This is a genomic window from Endozoicomonas sp. ALB091 (assembly GCF_049310265.1).
Classification (GTDB): domain Bacteria; phylum Pseudomonadota; class Gammaproteobacteria; order Pseudomonadales; family Endozoicomonadaceae; genus Endozoicomonas.
The window spans coordinates 514669-533223 of the sequence record NZ_JBLYNQ010000008.1 but is presented as its reverse complement, the minus strand read 5'-3'; the positions used below and the strand labels follow the sequence as shown (position 1 = coordinate 533223).

The 18555-nt window shown below is 49.9% G+C and carries 13 protein-coding genes and 1 pseudogene; 2 read left to right on the top strand and 12 right to left on the bottom strand.

Features of this window, described 5'->3' with window-relative positions; all coding sequences use genetic code 11:
• The first annotated feature begins 262 nt into the window (after window positions 1-262).
• A complete protein-coding gene (locus ACO6UX_RS18695) occupies window positions 263-1477 on the top strand; it encodes a hypothetical protein (RefSeq protein WP_422449886.1) in 1215 nt (404 codons plus the stop codon).
• Between the two features lie 292 nt (window positions 1478-1769).
• Here ACO6UX_RS18695 and ACO6UX_RS18690 read toward each other — a convergent pair whose 3' ends face one another.
• The 8 genes from ACO6UX_RS18690 to ACO6UX_RS18655 all read right to left on the bottom strand — a co-directional run bounded on the left by ACO6UX_RS18690 (window position 1770) and on the right by ACO6UX_RS18655 (window position 10928).
• Window positions 1770-3062 (bottom strand): adenylosuccinate synthase, encoded by a 1293-nt coding sequence (locus ACO6UX_RS18690; protein ID WP_422449885.1) that lies wholly within the window; start codon window positions 3060-3062, stop codon window positions 1770-1772.
• Window positions 3063-3090: 28 nt separating this feature from the next.
• A complete protein-coding gene (locus ACO6UX_RS18685; RefSeq protein WP_422449884.1) occupies window positions 3091-4290 on the bottom strand; it encodes an ATP phosphoribosyltransferase regulatory subunit in 1200 nt (399 codons plus the stop codon).
• 125 nt (window positions 4291-4415) lie between these two features.
• Window positions 4416-5291 carry a protease modulator HflC gene (gene hflC, locus ACO6UX_RS18680; RefSeq protein ID WP_422449883.1) on the bottom strand — a complete coding sequence of 292 codons (876 nt, stop codon included), beginning with the start codon at window positions 5289-5291 and terminating at the stop codon, window positions 4416-4418.
• Window positions 5288-6460: an FtsH protease activity modulator HflK gene (hflK, locus tag ACO6UX_RS18675; RefSeq protein ID WP_422449882.1), complete on the bottom strand. Its 1173-nt coding sequence runs from the start codon at window positions 6458-6460 to the stop codon at window positions 5288-5290. The genes hflC and hflK overlap by 4 nt, the downstream gene beginning before the upstream one ends.
• A gap of 603 nt (window positions 6461-7063) precedes the next feature.
• Window positions 7064-8356 (bottom strand): ribosome rescue GTPase HflX, encoded by a 1293-nt coding sequence (gene hflX, locus ACO6UX_RS18670; RefSeq protein ID WP_422449881.1) that lies wholly within the window; start codon window positions 8354-8356, stop codon window positions 7064-7066.
• 147 nt (window positions 8357-8503) lie between these two features.
• The gene (hfq, locus tag ACO6UX_RS18665; protein WP_101745449.1) at window positions 8504-8749 is read right to left on the bottom strand and encodes an RNA chaperone Hfq; all 246 of its coding nucleotides are present in this window, start codon (window positions 8747-8749) and stop codon (window positions 8504-8506) included.
• A 330-nt stretch (window positions 8750-9079) separates the two neighbouring features.
• Complete coding sequence (miaA, locus tag ACO6UX_RS18660) at window positions 9080-9985, bottom strand: tRNA (adenosine(37)-N6)-dimethylallyltransferase MiaA (protein WP_422449880.1); 906 nt, start codon at window positions 9983-9985, stop codon at window positions 9080-9082.
• Between the two features lie 151 nt (window positions 9986-10136).
• Entirely contained in the window at window positions 10137-10928 is a 792-nt protein-coding gene (locus ACO6UX_RS18655) for a hypothetical protein (RefSeq protein WP_422449879.1), read from the bottom strand.
• Window positions 10929-11320: 392 nt separating this feature from the next.
• Between ACO6UX_RS18655 and ACO6UX_RS18650 the strand changes: the two are divergent.
• Window positions 11321-12676 (top strand): annotated as a pseudogene (locus tag ACO6UX_RS18650) (MFS transporter).
• Window positions 12677-12853: 177 nt separating this feature from the next.
• On the opposite strand, the gene ACO6UX_RS18645 reads toward ACO6UX_RS18650, so the two are convergent.
• The 4 genes from ACO6UX_RS18645 to ACO6UX_RS18630 form a co-directional block, all read right to left on the bottom strand.
• Window positions 12854-13417, bottom strand: coding sequence for a hypothetical protein (locus ACO6UX_RS18645; RefSeq protein WP_422449878.1), 564 nt, complete (start codon window positions 13415-13417; stop codon window positions 12854-12856).
• A gap of 291 nt (window positions 13418-13708) precedes the next feature.
• On the bottom strand, window positions 13709-15082 hold the full coding sequence (locus ACO6UX_RS18640; protein ID WP_422449877.1) for a sigma-54-dependent transcriptional regulator: 1374 nt from the start codon (window positions 15080-15082) through the stop codon (window positions 13709-13711).
• A complete protein-coding gene (locus ACO6UX_RS18635; RefSeq protein ID WP_422449876.1) occupies window positions 15079-18174 on the bottom strand; it encodes an ATP-binding protein in 3096 nt (1031 codons plus the stop codon). The genes ACO6UX_RS18640 and ACO6UX_RS18635 overlap by 4 nt, the downstream gene beginning before the upstream one ends.
• Window positions 18164-18340, bottom strand: a complete 177-nt coding sequence (locus ACO6UX_RS18630; RefSeq protein ID WP_163370786.1) for a hypothetical protein — start codon at window positions 18338-18340, stop codon at window positions 18164-18166. Before ACO6UX_RS18630 ends, ACO6UX_RS18635 begins: the two co-directional genes overlap by 11 nt.
• Between the last annotated feature and the right edge of the window lie 215 nt (window positions 18341-18555).

Here is an 18555-nt window from a genome sequence, read left to right as displayed (position 1 = left end):
AATGCAAAGGGAGAAAGTGAAAAGAGAGAATAACAAAAGAATAGCTGATCTCAGTGTTATGCCAAAACAACCGGTGGAGACAGTGTAAAGCAAGCCGGACCCCTGAAGGCAAATGATACTTCCCCCGGACAGATCAACAGAAAAAACTGCTTGAGACCGGGAACTTATTGACTGGCAGGTAAGTCCGATTCATTGATTGCTGGAACTCCGGGGTTTGCAAGCGCCAATCCCGAAACATCATAAATTCAACGAAGTCAGAAGCATGATACACAGTAGCAGCCCTGCCCCCATCCAGACTGGTAATCAATCGCCCAATGCCACTGATGCACCACCGTATCGGGCAACCCGGCGGACTTCCAGTCAGAAGCTCACCCTCCGTTGCCATCAAGCCATCAACTTGATTTCTCTGAAATTCAAGAGTCGTGAATCGACATTGTTACGGGCTGCAACAACCGGTGATCTGCCACTGATCAGGCGACTGGTTCGCCAGCACACTTTAGCCAACGGTAACTCTGTTGGGACAGGGCTGGAAGACGCGGCGGCCAAAGCAGCGGCAAACGGCAAGGCAGAAGCATTGGAGTTATTGCTTGAGTTTGGGGCCTACCCGAATTATGCGTTGGCGGGTGAGAATTTTCTGATCCCCCCAAGAAGAATGTTTGATGCGCGGGGACGCCGTCGCCAGTATCATGTTACAGAAAAACTGACACCGGAAATAGTGAGTATATTGCTTAATAATATTTTTATTCGCCCTGAAGTCACCATCAGGCTTGGGGATACCGGGGGCCATTATCTGCGTTTTACGCCAAAGGAATTAATCAACAGCAACCCTGCCAATATAAACAGGGAAGAAATCTGTAAAATGCTTGTCGGTCACAACCGAGTCGATGTGAACACGGAGATATCTTTTTACCAAACGGGTGCGTTCGCTCTATCCAGCAAAGTAGATAATCAGAGTTTTTATCCACATCCACAAAGTCCTTACATCCACGTAAATTTTATTGGCCAGACCCTGATGTTTGATCACTTCGGCCTGACTGAGCATCTGCTTACAGACCAGACTCTGAATCTGGACCCCGGCTTACCCATCGGCACAGGAGCCGCTGAAAACCTGCTGATTATTTTTATGGACAAGTACTGCAAAGGATGTTTTCGCAAATTAAACCAGCGTTTTGATATTTTACTCAACGCTCTAAGGGACAAAATTGCCAACTCTGGCACCTTTCGCAACCAACTTTTGGCCAGCGAAAATGAGCTGTTCAAACAGCAATTTCTCACACTGTTTGCTATCGGGCATCAGGACAGGCATGACCCATCCCCTGCTGATTTTCAACATCTTAACTGCGATCAACTAAACAATAAAATTATGGACATATTTATGACCACATCTTATGAAGCCCCGCCCGATTATCATTGTCTTTACCCAAGTCCACCACCGAGTTATGACTCAGTTATTGCAGGTGACTTTGAAAGCGCTTAAAAAATTGATGTCAAAACCATAACTACTGACAATATCACCCTAGTACATGATTTCAATGAGTTTGACGTGTACGATCTCCGTTCACCCTGAGCGGAGTCGAAGGGTGCTTGGCACGATCTATCAGAGTCCGGAGTTTCCGCCTTTAGGCCCTATGGGTCCTTCGACAAGCTCAGGACGAACGGAGTGCGGAGGCACGACAACCCGTCAAACTCATTGAAACCATGTACTAGGTATAAAGCCGGTTTATCCGATGATAAACCGGCGATTTTGTCACAGAGGCCAATCCTGATGATCAGGCAAACGGCGGACACAGAACGATAGTTTCTACACGGTCCGGTCCGGTGGAAATAATATCAATCGGTGCACCGGTGACTTCTTCAAGACGCTTGATATAAGCCAGCGCATTGGCAGGCAGCTCATCAAGGCTCTTCGCACCAAATGTCGACTCACTCCAGCCCGGCATCTCTTCATAGACAGGCTGAACCGACTCGTACTCTTCAACATCAACAGGCGTGGTAATGGACTCACCATCAGCATTCTTGTAATCCACGCAAATGCGGATTGTTTCCAGACCGTCAAGTACATCCAGTTTGGTCAGGCAGAGGCCACTGACCGAGTTGATCTGAATAGCCTGTCTCAGGGCTACGGCATCAAACCAGCCACAACGGCGTGGACGACCGGTCGTAGCACCAAACTCATTACCGACTTTGGCCAGATGGCGGCCATTTTCGTCATCCAACTCTGTCGGGAAGGGGCCTGAACCTACACGGGTGGTGTAAGCCTTGGTAATACCCAGGACATAATCCAGGTACAGCGGACCAAAACCAGTCCCCGTAGAGGTACCACCTGCGGTGGTGTTGGATGACGTGACAAACGGGTAAGTGCCGTGGTCGATATCCAGCAGAGAACCCTGGGCACCTTCAAACAGAATGTGGTCACCACGCCCATGATGCTCATGCAGACGGTCTGAAACACGATCAATCATCGGAATCAGTTCCCTGGCCATGGCCAGCGTGTCATCCAGAACGGTCTGGTAATCTACGGCTTCTGTCTTGTAGTAGTGCTGCAGGGCAAAGTTGTGATAATCCATCACTTCTTTCAGCTTTCTGGCAAAACGTTCAGGGTGCAGCAGATCAGCAACACGTAAACCTCGGCGAGCTACCTTGTCTTCATAGGCAGGACCGATACCACGCCCCGTCGTACCGATTTTGGCTTCGCCACGGGCCAGCTCGCGGGCCTGATCCAGCGCCACATGGTAAGGCAGAATCAGAGGACAGGCAGGGCTGAGTTTCAGGCGCTCGCGCACAGGAATACCGGTTTCTTCCAACTGCTTCATCTCTTTCAGCAACGCTTCAGGAGACAGCACAACACCGTTACCGATGTAACAAACCACATCTTCCCGCAGGATTCCGGAAGGAATCAGGTGCAGAACGGTTTTCTCACCATTAATAACAAGGGTGTGTCCGGCATTATGGCCGCCCTGGAAGCGAACAACAGCTTCCGCCTGCTCGGTCAGCAGGTCGACAATCTTGCCTTTACCTTCATCACCCCACTGGGTGCCAAGTACGACAACAGTCTTACCCATGGAATCGGTCTCTTAGTTTCAATGCAATTTATAACGGTTCAACCAACCATTCGCCGTCACGGCAGATCAGCTGATGGTTGCAACCCATACCTGCTGCGTCTGTCGCTTGCCCGGGCAGCTGGCGAACTACCCGCTCCCCCTGCCGACGCAGGGACTGCACCAGGGCAGCATCCGCATCAACAGGCGCAAAAATGGTCTTGCCTTCGGTACAGTCTTCTGTACTTTCTGTTTTCAGCTCCAGCAACGCCTTAAGCTCCATAAGCGTCTTGAGGTCAGTGCTGAAACCGGTCGCAGGGCGTGATCGGCCGAAGGCTTCACCGATCCCATCATAGCGCCCACCTTTGGCGATTGCCTGCCCCTGACCGGGCAGATAAGCCGCAAAAACGACACCTGTATGATAGTTGTAGCCCCTGAGTTCGCCCAGGTCGAAATAGAAGTCAGCACCCGGATAAAGACTGGTAATCTCTCTGGCAATCAACCCGAGTTCATCCAGAGCAGTGGCGACGCCCTCAGGACCATCAGCCAGCTCACCCCTGGCCCGTTCCAGTATTTCCGGACCACCGGCCAGATTGGGCAGGCTTTTCAGCATTCGGGCAGACCCTGCGCTGATATCCCACTGATTGACCAGCTGTTCAACTTCAGAGATCGCCTTGCGCTGCAAGGCATCAAAAAGCGCCAGCTCCTGATCACCCGATAGTCCGGCCTGAGATGCCAGCAACCGGTAAATCTGCACATGCCCAAGATCCAGACTGACTGAATCGGCTTCCACCTGAGCCAGGGTTTCCAGCATCAGGGAAATCACTTCCAGGTCACTTGCCACGCCAGAGTGACCATACAGCTCTGCACCGATCTGGATGGGTGACCTTGAAGCCCCGAGGGAAGCGGGGCGGGTATGAAAGACACTGCCTGAATAACAAAGCCTTACCGGCCCATCCACTTTCAGGGTATGGGCATCAATTCTGGCCACCGCCGGTGTGGTATCTGCCCTTAATCCCATGGTTCTACCGGTCAGCTGATCGGTTACCTTGAAGGTTTGCAGATCCAGGTCATGACCGACACCTGCCGTCAGTGACTCGATAAATTCCAGATGGGGAGGAATCACCAGTTGGTAACCCCAGCGGTCAAACAGGTCGAGTATGTCGCGCCTTAACTTTTCAGCACAACGGGCTCTGCCGGGAAGAATTTCCTCAATTCCATCAGGGAGCAGCCAGCGATCAGCGACGGTCATAACAGCCTCTCTTATTGTTACTGTGGAAGTTTTTTCTTCGCTACTTGCCCACACACGAAAAAACCGGGCGAGGCCCGGTTTTGATAATATTACCACGGTTTTTTAGCGCTGGCAGCAAGAGTTCATTATTTGCCTTGCTTATCGTGATTAAAGTAGCGGAAGAAATCACCTTTTGGTTCTATCAGCATGACGTTACCGGACTCTCCGAAGCTCTCTTTGTAGGCCTGAAGGCTACGATAGAAGGCATAGAATTCCCGATCCTGCCGATACGCTTTGGCATAAATCTCAGCTGACCTGGCATCCCCGTCACCGCGGATCATTTCAGACTGACGGTAGGCATCGGCCAGAACCACCTGCTTTTCACGGTCGGCATTCGCCATGATACCTTCTGCCATCTCCTGACCACGGGAACGATAGTCCTGGGCCTCTTTCTCACGCTCGGATGACATCCGCTCAAATACCGAGTCACTGACCTGGGGAGGCAGGTCAATCCGCTTGATACGTACATCCATAACACTGACCCCCAGCTCATCCTGGGCAACTTCATTCAGCGTTGTGGTCAGCTCTTCCATCATCTCGTCACGCTGGCCGGACACCACTTCGTTCAGAGTGAGGCTACCAAACTGGTTCCGCATGCTGGACTCAGCACGCTGGGCAAGCAGGTTACTGGCACGGAATACATCGCCTGCCGTTGCGCGGTAGAAGTCGTAGACGTTGTGAATGCGCCACTTGATGTAGGAATCGACAATCACGGCCTTCTGCTCAAGGGTCAGGAAGCGCTCGGATGGCACATCCAAAGTCTGCAGACGGCCATCAAACACCTTAACCTTGTCAACCAGCGGGATTTTCACATGCAGGCCCGGAGGGATACTGTCACGTACTACCTGACCAAAACGAAGTTGCACCGCCCTCTCCCGTTCGGAGATAACGAATAAACTTCCCCATGCCAGTATTACAACAACCAGAGAAATAATCAGTCCAGTGAAGGCTTTCTGACTCATCGACTTACCCTCCCCCCACTGACTCGCGAGCTATTGACGCGTTTATTCAATTCTTCTGTCACCCGGGTGGTAATCTCGTTTAATTCCTGGGCAGATAACTGTCTGGATGGCACTTTGCTGCTACCATGGGACTGTGTCAGTTTATCCAGCGGCAGATACATCATGTTATTGCCACCTTCAACATCCACCAGTACCTTGCTGGATTTACTGAACACGTCTTCAATCGCCTCAATATATAGACGCTCGCGGGTTACTTCAGGTGCCTGTTGGTACTCACCCAACAGTTTCACGAAACGATCCGCCTCACCCTCTGCCTTGGCAACTACCTCATCACGGTAACCGTTGGCACTCTCAATAATACGCTGAGCCTGACCACGGGCTTCCGGAATGATCTTGTTGGCATACACCTGGGCCTTGTTCTTGGCCCGTTCTTCATCTTCACGGGCGCGGATAACGTCATCAAACGCTGCCTGCACTTCTTTGGGAGGATGGGCGCTCTCAATGTTTACCTTGGCAACATTAAGGCCGGTACCGTAGCTGTCCAGATAAGCCTGAAGGCGATCACGCACTTCGATACCCATCACCTCACGACCTTCGGTCAACACCTGGTACATCTCGGAGCCACCGACAACATGACGCAATGCACTCTGTGTCGCTTCTTCCAGACTGACCAGCGGCTTAGCAACGTTGAGAACATAGTGCTTGATATCATCAATGTTGTACTGAACCGACATGGCCACCTCGACGATGTTCTCGTCTTCGGTCAACATTTGCTGCAAGAGGTTATAGGTCCGAAGTTCAGTCACCCGTTCCTGAAACTTGGTTTCAATGGGAGGGAAGTACATATGCAGGCCAGGGCCAACCGTCTCTGCATACTCACCAAAGCGCAGGATGACGGCCTGCTCTTTTTCATCAACGGTATAGACCGCATTCCAGATGTAGGCTGCAACAGCGAGTATCAGAATGCCAATAAAAATGCCGGAAGAGGAGCCTGCCTGAGCACCACCACCGGAGCCACCACCGCCTTTGCGGCTTCCCCCAAACATGGAATTCAGTTTTTCCTGAAATTTGCGAAAAGCATCGTCCAGGTCCGGTGGTCCTTGCTTATCGCCTTTGTTACCACCGCCCCATGGATCCTGGTTGTTTCCACCCGGCTCGTTCCAGGCCATATATGTCTCCGTAGAGTCAGCATCAGATTGAATTTTGGTTTGAGCATCCCTGTTACTGGGGACAACAGGCGATTAAATCCATTGCCGGTCCATCAGAGGATGTGCACACCATAGTTACCTACAGACCTTGAGAGTCCCAGGTATGACATGACGTCGCAGGATAAATTTCCAGAGCAGTCATCAACTTCCACTTCGCCCTTCACTGCAACACAGGAGCGTAAAAAATGCAATGTATCCGTACCGTCCGGAATCCTGACCAGCCTTTACAGGCACTCAATAAGACGTACCCGGTAAAGATAGTTCCTGAGCCAGATTGTAGAGTTTGGATAGCGAATAGCGCAAGCCGAATTGGTAAAGACCGCAACGGATTTTCTTTACAAACACCAAATCAGAGCTGTTTCGCCCAAATTTCATCCATCTGTCCTGATGAAATATTCTGTCCAGCGAGCAACGCTTTTTATCATCTGCGGCTACACTTTTTGACCGCATAAACAGTACATACTGTTACTGGCACACAGCCAGCAGAGACAGCGAGAAGGTAATATTGAAGATAAAAGACATCGTACGTATTGACCCGAGCCAATACGCACAAACCACAAGAGCTTACAGCATGGAATTAAAGCAACTCTCACTCAGACCTTCCTGCTTGGAAAGGCGCTCAAAGTCAGACTTTGGCAGGCGAATATCCAGAACCACATCACCACTATCGGAGTAGACTTCGGATTGAATAGCGCCAAGCTTATAAAGACGGGCACGGATGCGTCCCTGGGCAGGCTTCAGGGTTAACTGCCCCTGCAGCATATCATCAGAAAGCAACTCTTTGATGGCGTCTTGCAGCAGATCAGCACCCTCACCGGTCACTGCGGAAACCCAGACTCGCACAGGACGCCCTTCATCATTGCGCTGGATTTTCGGCTCTACCCCCTGTAACAGGTCAATTTTATTATAGACCTCCAACTGTGGCACTTCATCCGCATTGATCTCTTTCAGTACCGAATGAACCTGATCCATGTTTTCCAGACGCTCCGGATCATGGCTGTCAATAACATGCAGCAGCAGATCAGCCTGACGGGTTTCCTCAAGGGTTGCCCGAAATGCCTCCACCAGCTTATGAGGCAGGTGACGTATGAAACCCACCGTATCCGCAAGAACGACAGGCCCGATATCCGGCAAATCAATTCGCCGCAGCGTTGGGTCAAGGGTGGCAAACAGTTGGTCAGCCGCATAAACCACCGACTCGGTCACGCGGTTAAACAGTGTCGACTTGCCAGCGTTCGTATAGCCAACCAGTGATACCTGGGGAACCTCTGCCCGCTGTCTGGAACGTCGCCCCTGCTCCCGCTGCCTGCGCACCTTTTCCAAACGACGGCTAATGCTTTTGATGCGCGCCCTGAGAAGACGACGGTCGGTTTCCAGCTGGGTTTCACCCGGTCCTCTCAGGCCGATACCACCCTTTTGTCGTTCAAGGTGAGTCCAGCCGCGAACCAGTCGTGTGCTCATGTGTTGCAACTGAGCCAGCTCAACCTGAAGTTTACCTTCAAAGGTTCTGGCACGCTGAGCAAAAATATCCAGAATCAGTCCGGTACGATCAATAACCCGGCATTTCAGCTCTTTTTCCAGATTACGTTCCTGGCTCGGAGAGAGGGCATGATTAAACAGCACAACATCGACATCGTGCAGGACAACCAGCTGACGGATTTCTTCAACTTTGCCGGGACCGACAAAGAAACGGGGATTGGGATGTTTGCAGCCTGCGGTAATAAATGCGGCAGACTCAACGCCAGCGGAGCGTACCAGCTCCATAAATTCCTGGGGGTCTTCCCGCTCACGCTCATCGTTCAATTCCAGATGAACAAGAACCGCGGCTTCACCACCCTCATGGCGGTCAAAAAACAAATAGATCTCCTAAACAGCCACGAACCGCACGAGCTGAGAACCAGCTAACAGACAACCTGAAAACAAGACTGCGCCACATGGCTCATTTTTAAAATAAATATAAACACCTAAAGGCACCTCAGGTGCCTTCAAGATGCATCAACAGAATTACTCATTCTCAGGCTGATCAGTACCCTGCATCGGCAAACGAACCGGACGGCTGGGAACGACAGTTGATACGGCGTGCTTGTAAACCATCTGGCTCACCGTATTCTTGAGAAGAATAACGAACTGATCGAAAGACTCAATCTGCCCCTGAAGCTTAATACCATTAACCAGGTAGATAGAAACCGGCACGCGTTCTTTACGCAGCACATTCAGGTAAGGGTCTTGTAGAGAATGCCCTTTTGACATTTCTGTACTCCTTTTAATTCTCGGGTTTTTGAATAGCCTTGTTTCACTTTGGGGAGGACTATCCGCTGGACCGGCTGTGCCAGTACTCATTGTTCAATATATGTACAGCCTATGAAATGCCGACTCACATTAAGCTAACCCAACACCGCACTCAATAAGTAATATTAGCTACTCCCACCAGTCCTGCCGGAACAATTAGAGGTTCTAAGGTACTACTTTATTAAGCAATAAGTCTAAACAGCCAACGGTTTATGGAAGAAATTTGCATTAACGCCCTCGGCATTCCTCAGGGCTATGCACTTTACCTCATGACTATAAATTATACCGATGTTATTTAAGGGCACCCTCCAAAACTTTCAAGGCATCACCCGGCAGGTTGTTGGAAAACGTATCAAGCCAGTGAATATCAGGCCAGCTTCTGAGCCAGGTTAACTGCCTTTTAGCCAGTTGTCGGGTCGCAATAATACCTCTTTCGACCATCTCATCGTAGCTTAGTTCCCCAGCAAGGTAAGACCAGGCCTGACGATAACCAACAGAACGGACAGAAGGCATGGTAACATTCAGGTCCCCACGCTGATAAAGCCGGGTTGCTTCCTCCAGAAAACCGTTCTCCAGCATCATTCTGAAACGCAGTGCAATGCGTTCATGGAGCACAGAACGGTCTTTTGGAGCCATCGCCAGGCTGACAACGCCATAGGGTAAACGTTGCTCTTTCTGCTCCCTGTGCCATTGAGACAGCGGTTTACCAGTCAGCTCATAAACCTCCAGGGCGCGCTGCAAGCGCTGGGTATCCGAGGGTTTTATTCTCAGTGCCGCTTCCGGATCAACGCCTGAGAGCTGCTGGTGTAAAAATGCCCAACCCCGTGCCCGTGCGCTATCCAGCAGCCGTTGACGAACCCCGGCATCGGCAGCGGGCATGGTCGCCATACCGTCCCTGAGCACCTTAAAGTACATCATCGTACCACCAACCAGCAGAGGTATTCTCCCACGGGCGGTGATATCGGCCATCAACGCCAGGGCATCCTGTCGAAAATCGGCGGCTGAATACGATTCCGCCGGATCAAGAATGTCGATCAGGTGATGAGGCGCTTCCACCAGAACCTCAGGTTCCGGCTTGGCAGTGCCAATATCCATCCCTTTATAAATTAGTGCCGAGTCAACACTGATGATCTCAAAAGGCAGCTCTTTGCTGAGCGCTACCGCAAGGTCAGTTTTGCCTGAAGCGGTAGGACCCATCAAAAATACAGCGGGAGGGAGCCGCTTTTCCTCATGCGCGGACATAGGAGAATGTGTACCTGAAAATAATAAAAATGTGATTCTATAGGGAAGGTCTTTTTTTGCAATGCGGGGAGGCCAGATATTTCATTTTTGCAAAAGCCAGACTGATCTACCTTAGTTGCAAACAGTCCGGGATAATTTTATCGGAAAACAATTGCGCTAATACTTCATTCAGGTCTTTAGAATCAGAAATATCATCCAAGGCTTGTTTTAATTCTACTGACCCCTGGTTCAAGTTATCGATAAAACTGCCAATTTCATAAACAGTAAGATGATCAAACAAATTTCTCCAGCCAGGTGCCAATATCAGCTCCCCGCCACCTATACAACCAAATCCGGTATTATCACACCCCCCCTCAAACTTATAAACACTACCATCCTTTAATTCGCCAAACATGATCCAGTTTTCTGTTTCATTTTCACCCTCCTGGTATGAGAAGACTTTGTCAATCTCCCTGCATTCAGTTGTGTATTCGACCATACCGGGCTGCGGCGTCCCCCGTGTTTCCCAGGAACCATCATCAACTAAAAAAGAATACCATGCATAATTACCCTCCCAGAGCGAACCGTCAATTTCCACCGGAGTAAACACAATATTTCTCACCTCCTCTCTAGTGCTGGAAAATAAAGGCTTACACTCTGAACTGCTTATTAATGCAGCACCCAATCGGCGAAGGTCATCCAGCCCAAGGTATTGAATTAATCGATCACTGATAACTTGAGTATTTAATACCTGAGAATAAATATCTCCTTTCAGTGGTAATTTATTTTTAACTACCCTGGCATCCATTATTTTTGGATTACCGTTGTCTGATGGTTCCTCTGTACCCACTTTACTTTGGTCTGTGGTACTCGTAATAGATAACGAGTTTAATGTACTAGCCAATAATGCAGAATCCATACCCCACCCTCTTCACAATTTTTCTCACCTGAAATTGCATAGAAAAAAGTGTCCAAGTTAATCCAACGATTGACGGTTGGCTGAAACACCAACGCAATACCTGATCCGTAACTGAGCCAGGGAGAAAACGGTACAGGGCAATCTCATATTTTAATTCATGAATCAAAGACAGATAATCGACACTCTATAGTGGTAGAAAATTCAAAATTTGCCAGAAATTTTTCTGACAATGCTGCCGCTTTGTTCATTTATTGACATTTATCGGCTCCACGGTAAAAGCCCCTTATTTGCTCATTGTAATGCACTGTCGTACATTACGAACTCTGAACTCAAGCTCTTAAGGCAAGCCGAAAAAATTTATAGAACAAAAACAATTAAAAAAAGGCGACACAATGAAGACCATTACCAAACTCAATCGAGTTGGCTATGCCATGGGGGACCTGGGCAACACACTGACCTTCGGTATGATGTCCACTTTCTTGCTGGCTTATTATACGGATGTACTGGGTATTACTGCCGCTGCAGCGGGGACGCTGTTTCTCGTTGCCAGAATCTGGGATGCTGTGAATGACCCGATCATGGGTGCTCTCTGTGACAAACTCTTCACCCGCAAGCATACCGGGGACAAGTTTCGCGGCTTTCTGGTGAAAGGCAGCTGACCTGTTGCGGTGGCAGCCATTTTTGTGTTTTGGGCACCACAGGGCCTGAGTGACTCACAAAAACTGATTTGGGCTTACGCCACCTACATTGTCTGGGGCATGGCATATACCTTTATCAATATACCCTACGGTTCACTGGCGACGGTGATGACCAATGATAAAGGTGAGCGGGCCTCTCTTTCCGCTGCCAGAGGCGTCGGTAGCATGGCTGGCAATGTCGTAGGCAACATTGCCGTACCACTTTTCCTGTCGATTTTCGCCGATGACTTTGCCAAAGGTTATTTGTACTCTGCTGTCTTCGTCAGCATTTTTGCCATGATCGCCTATCTTATATCCTACCGGTGTACTGCTGAACATATACGACAAGAGCCTTCAACCGAAAACATTAACATTTTTCAGGGTATCACTTCTTTGCGGAAAAACTCATTATTTCTCTGTGTGAGTATATCTTCCGCATTTATGCTGGCGGCATTTATGGCCCAGAGTGCCATTACTTACTATTTCCTGACTGAGAACCTGGATGGCCAACTGTGGTTCATATCCTTAAGCTCAGCGGTCAGTGTTCTTGCTATCCTTATCATTTCATCGTTTATCGGAAAGCTCGCCTTAAAGTTCGGTACCAGGAAAATTATGATTACCGGATTTCTTTCGGCCGGTATTACCGCGACCGTTTGCTTTTTACTGCCTGACTCAATTTATGTCATGTTCCTGTGGCTCTTTGTGGGCATTCCACTGATGCTGCTTCCTAATTTGCTGATCTGGGCAAATGTATCTGACAGTAGTGACTACAACTCTTACTTAACTGGTCAGCGTCAGGAAGGCGTCATCTATTCCAGCTATTCATTTGCCCGTAAGATGGGGCAGGCACTGGCAGGTTTCATCGCGGGTACGGGGTTATCTTTTATTGGCTATCAGGCAGAACAGGAAACACAGCCAGCCTCAGTATTGCTCGGCATCGATGCACTAATGTTCCTCTTGCCTGCTGTGGCACTGTTTATATGTGCGCTTATCTACTTTGTAATGTGGGATGAATCCAAGATCAAATCAGCCAGTGAAAGTGACGCAGACTTGAGCGGACAGCCCGCCTGATGTCTGGAACAGTTCAACTTCAAAATCCTTTGAAGTTGAACTGACAAGGATTCGACTTTAGTGTTTGAAATTTTTCAAGTTAATAAGCCAAAGACATCTTATTCAATTTGAAATCAGCTTTTTGTCGCCCTGACACTGGACTAATGGCTGCAGACAATGACCATGTGTAAATCCTTTTTATTCTTTCACCCCTAACTGCTCGTTAGTGACGTTTACCTCGGGTTGGGACAAATTAACCACCAAAGTATCGTAATTTTCCTCGGGTCCGGGCGAATCATCCACCAAAGACTTGTACTTTTCCTCGGGATTGGACGATTTAGCCACCAAAGGCTGGTAATTTTCCCCGGGTTCGGGCGAATCACCCACCAAAGACTCGTGATTTTCCCCGGGTTCGGGCGCATCACCCCCAAAAGACTCGAAAGGGACAGCCCCTTCGGCCTCAGCTTCATACCTCCCCACAAAATATACGTCCGAATTTGGACCCGATTCTGACATATCGTTCCGATCTGGTTGTTTAGCCAAAACACCTTGACCGGCTTTAGGCAGTAACGTCTCTGTCAAACCTGCCGGGTCATCTTCCGATGGTTTTGGGCAGAAAACCGCCACTACACACGTTTTGACCAATCTATAACTAAAATTAAGACAGTTTTGACACTGATCAGGTTGGGCATCATTATCACTTGCTGCTTTCCATGCATTCGAGAAGAAACCTACTATTTTGGAACTATCATCAAAGCGCATATAAACCTCCTGAATCCCGTCAAACAGGGATTGATATTATTATTCGTACTTATATATGACCTCTTATTTATGAAAAGATTCCATAAAATGTATTCATTTATCTTTTTCGGGTAAAAGGGATAAAAAATAGCACCTTGTTAACAGTACTAAAGTGCAAAAATCCTGTTAGTCACACATGACTAATCCAGTACATCATTTCGATGAGTTTGATGTGTACAATCTCCGCTCAGGACGAACGGAGCTTGGGAGGCATTGATAGAAAGAACTCATCAATTGCATTGAAACCATGCACTATGTCCCCGCTGTTTTCTTTCTCGGAATACCCAGGCGCTGGCGCCGCTCCCAGAGTGTTTTTCTACTGATACCCAGTTTCTGTGCAAGATCGGTTTCGGTCATCTGATCCTGGTGCTCAAGAACAAAACGCTGGAAGTAGTCTTCCAGAGTCAGGCCATCCTGAAGTTCTTCGGCATCCTGACGAAACAGGGTCTGCTTCACACGAACGTCAATATCCAGGTTTTCCGGGGTGATGATATTGTCTTCAGAAAGAATGACACCCCGTTCGATGGCATGCTCCATTTCGCGAACATTCCCGGGCCACTGATACTGGGAAATGGCGGCCATGGTTTCGGGAGCCATTGAGAAGACGTCCAGCCCCATTTTGCCACAGGTTTTGGCCAGCAGTTTTTCCGCCAGCATCAGGATATCACTGCCTCTCTCCCTGAGTGGCGGAATGCGCAGTTCCACCACTTTCAGTCGATAGTAGAGGTCTTCACGAAACTCATTCTGTGCAGAGAGCTGACGGAGATTCCGGTGAGTAGCGGCAATCAGTCGCACATTAACCGACTGGGACTGTACTGAACCGACACGACGAATTTCACCTTCCTGAAGCACTCGAAGTAGCCTGGCCTGGGCTTCCAGTGGCAGCTCACCAATTTCATCAAGAAACAGTGTGCCACCATTGGCCGCTTCGATCAGGCCGGTTCTAGCGGCGGTAGCCCCGGTAAATGCCCCTTTTTCATGGCCAAACAGTTCTGATTCAATCAGTGTTTCCGGAATGGCGGCACAGTTAACAGAAATCATCGGGCCATTGATGCGTTTACTGTTTTCATGGATGGCCCTGGCAACCAGCTCTTTACCGGTGCCTGATTCACCCTGAATCAATACCGTGGCATCGGTTGGGGCCACCTTCTGTATTTGCCGGAACAATAGCTGCATGGCATCACACTGTCCCAGAATGCCATTAAAGCCATCGCCGGAGCAGATCGCTTCATTGTTGCCCTGTTCCGCATCGCTGCCAGGACTCTGAGCTGCCTGCTTTTCAATAGCTTCGGCCACGCGCTGAATCATCTCTGCATGATCAAAGGGCTTGGCAATATAATCCACGGCCCCCTGCTTCATGGTCGAGACTGCCGAGTTCAGGCTGGCATAGCTGGTCATGATCAGTACCGGGATGCCATTGGCCAGGTTGATCATTTCCGTACCGGGCTTACCGGGAAGCCTCAAATCGCTGATGATCAGTGAAAAAGACTGTTGTTTCAGGCAGTCTTGCGCTTCGTGAACAGAGCCTGCCTCGGTAATACAATATCCCTGTCGTTCAAGCAGACGACGCAGCGACGACCTGATAATTTCTTCGTCCTCGACAATCAGTATCTGGTCCTGACTCATGCCATGTCCCCCTGAAATTCCAACGGCTGCTCCCCTGTGTCTACCGTCCTCACTGAGTCAGACTCGTAGCGTGGAAGCGAAATGATAAAGCAGGTCCCCCGCCCTGTGAGTGGATCCAAAGGGCTCACCACCTGAATACTGCCAAAATGTTCTTCGATAATATTCCAGGTGAGAGCCAGACCCAGGCCCGTTCCCTTACCCGCTTCTTTGGTGGTGAAAAATGGCTCAAACAGCCTTTCCTGAATGGCTTTGGGAATGCCATGCCCCTGGTCTTCAAAACGAAGGGTGACCGTGTGCTGGTTGGCTGTGCTGCTAACGGAAACAACACTCTCCGCCGTGCCAGTGCCTTCCTCTGAGGCATCGGCGGCATTTTTCAGCAGATTGATAAACACCTGTTGTAATTTTTGGCTGTTACCGCTGACGCAGAGACCATCGATGCACAGATTACGGAATACGATATTGCTGTTCTTATGGCTCAATTGCAACAGACTGATGGCTTCCTGAATGGTGCTGAACACTTCTACGGGTTCGGCTACCGATGGAGAATCACTGTTTTGCTCTCCCCCTTTCTGACCAGAGTGAGCATAAGACACCAGTGTTTGCACAATGCGGCTGACTCTTTGGGTTTGTTCCAGTATTTGCCGGGCACTCTGTTGTATATCCGGGTCCGATGATAGTGCGCTCATTTCCTGGGCAAGGCAGTCTATACCGGTAATCGGGTTGCCAATTTCATGGGCAACACCGGCGGCCAGCTGCCCGATAGACGCCAGTCGTTCACTGTGAAAGAGCTGTTCTTCCAGCATTTGGGTTTCTGTCTGGTCCTCCAGCAACATGACCTGATTACCACCGGTACCGGAAACCGGTGCCTGAACTGCGGCTTTGTGCAGGCTGAAATAGCGGGTGCTGCCTTCCATTTCAACACAGTGCTTGTTCAGGTGATTGTCGGGGAGTTGCATAAAATCATTGAGGACCTGGTTCCAGGGAGCAGGAATGGTCTTCAGGGGCATCCCCAGAACAGCATCAGCGGGAATGCCGGTCAATTCTGCCATTGCCTGATTCCAGAGCATCACTTCGCCGGTGTTGTTCGATGGCAGCGATTCCGGGTGATCAACCGACGTGCTCTCCATGGCAGCATCAATGGAGCAGACGGCCATGGGCAGGCTGTTCAATGTGTCCCGGTGATAACGTCTCAGGCTATCAAGCTCACCGGCCAGACCGGTCAGCTTTGAGTGATACGCTTCCAGACGGGATTCCATAAAATGGATATCTTTGGGGACGTAATCATTATCAATATCCAGTGGCAAAAAGGAGTCAACGATGTCATGGGCAATGGTGGGTCCCATAAGCCCGGACAGATTATTCTCAATACGCTCCCTGAGTCGTCTCAGGGAGTGCGGACGGTTGTCGTCCGGTCTCATATTGAGATCGGTCAGGGCTTTATTGATTTCCGTCTGCGCCGCTACCGGCCCCAGAGGGGCACTGAGCATCTCCTGAAATTCGTAGGAAGAGCGGGCCTTGGGGATTTTGTAGGGCTGCTGACGTACTTCACGAACCAGGCAGGCGGCCGCTGCACTGCGCTCTTCATCAGGCATCCTGGTAAAGCTGGAGACCAGGTAAAACACCAGCACATTCACCACCAGTGATGAGACGGCAGCAATATACCAGCCGTCGTTAGTGATGGTGCCAAAGTTGACGCTGCGGATTGGGAAAATCTCAAGTCCCATGGTTAAAGGCAGCATCAGGGTAAAGAACCAGACTGCGGTTCCAGAGAGAATCCCGAGAATCAGCCCCTTATGGTTTGCCCTGCCCCAATAGAGCGTAGAAAGAGTACCGGGCAACAGTTGCAAGGCTCCCACATAGGCGACGATGCTCAGGCTGTACATGTCCACCTCGTTATGCAGCAGCCGGTAAAACCCATAACAGGCGAGGATCAGGGTGGCGATAATCAGACGTTTTACATTGGTCAGCCAGCGGTAGATATTCATCTGGGCCTGGGCCGGCTCTCCGGACTGATAAAGGGTCTGATAAAGCGGCAGGATGACGTGGTTCAGCAACATGGAAGACAGTGACAGTGAGGTCACCATAAACAGGCCACTGGCCGCAGAAAGCCCACCTATATAGGCGATGATAGTCAACCATTGACTATCCACGGCATGACCAATAGCCAGTGGAAAGTACTCGGGCGGATAAGGGCTCCCGATTTTGAGACCCGCCCAGAGAATCAGAGGGGTGGAAATACTCAACAGTAATAAAAAGAATGGCAGGCCCCAGCTGGCAGTGAATAACATTTTTATGTCGCGGTTTTCGGCAAAGGTCATGTGAAACATGTGTGGCATAACCACAGCAGAGGCAAAAAACATCAACAGCGTTGTTCGCCAGGGGCCATCTTCCAGATGAGAGTTCATCCCGATGATGACCTCAGAGTTGGCTTCAAGCCAGTGGTTTAATCCGGAAAAACCACCAAACACTTCGACGATGACGACGCCGCCCAGCAGCGCCATAATCAGCAGCTTCAGCAGCGACTCAAAAGCAATCGCCACCACCAGACCATCATGCTGGTGGCGGCTGGCCAAGTGTCGGGTACCAAACATCATGGTCAGTAACGTGACCATAATACAAAAACCGAAGGCCAGCATTTCCGGGGAGGTGTCATCGCTCAGCAGATAAACACCGTCTGCCACGGCCTGTATCTGCAGGGCCAGCAGGGGAAAAGTAATAAACAGCAGCAGCAGTGTACTTAGCGTACCCGCCACGGGGCTTCGGAAACGGAAGGCCAGCACATCGGCCAGAGAACTGAGTTGATAGGTGGAGGTTATTCTTAATATTGGCACCAGCAGGACAGGCGCTAATAAAAATGCACCGCTCAGGCCAAAGTAAAAACCGAGAAAAACATAACCATCGTCGTGGGCAACCCCGATACTGCCATAGTAGGCCCAGCTACTGGCATAGATACCCAGGGACAGAACATAGGTTGCCGGGTGATGAACCACTCTGCGCGGGATGATGCCTCGATCCGTCGCCCAGCCGCAGAGAAAAAGAACCGCCAGATAGGCAACACTGGCCAGAACGATATACTCCAGTTCAAAGCTCATCGCTGTTACCCCTGATCTGAAGGGTAAAGCCCGCGACAATCAGGATGAACCAGAGTATCCAGGGCTGATACCACTGTTCACCAAACGTAATCCACCAGCCCATGATGGCTGGAGAAAAAAGGTAAATACCGATCACCAGAAGCAGAACCAGGCGGTAGATATACATATTACGTCTGTGCAGTTTTGCCGTTGGACGGACATGGTAATGGTTATATGGGTAAACCGCAAAAGATTACTGGCAGTCTATTCCCGGTCAGCCTCCTGGATACAAGCGTGCATCTAAGTAGCTGGCCATATGGAATCGAATATTTCTGGCTACTTGGGCTGGTACTATGCGAGGCACAACGGAGGAAGCATAGCCGTAGCTATGTGACCGGAGTT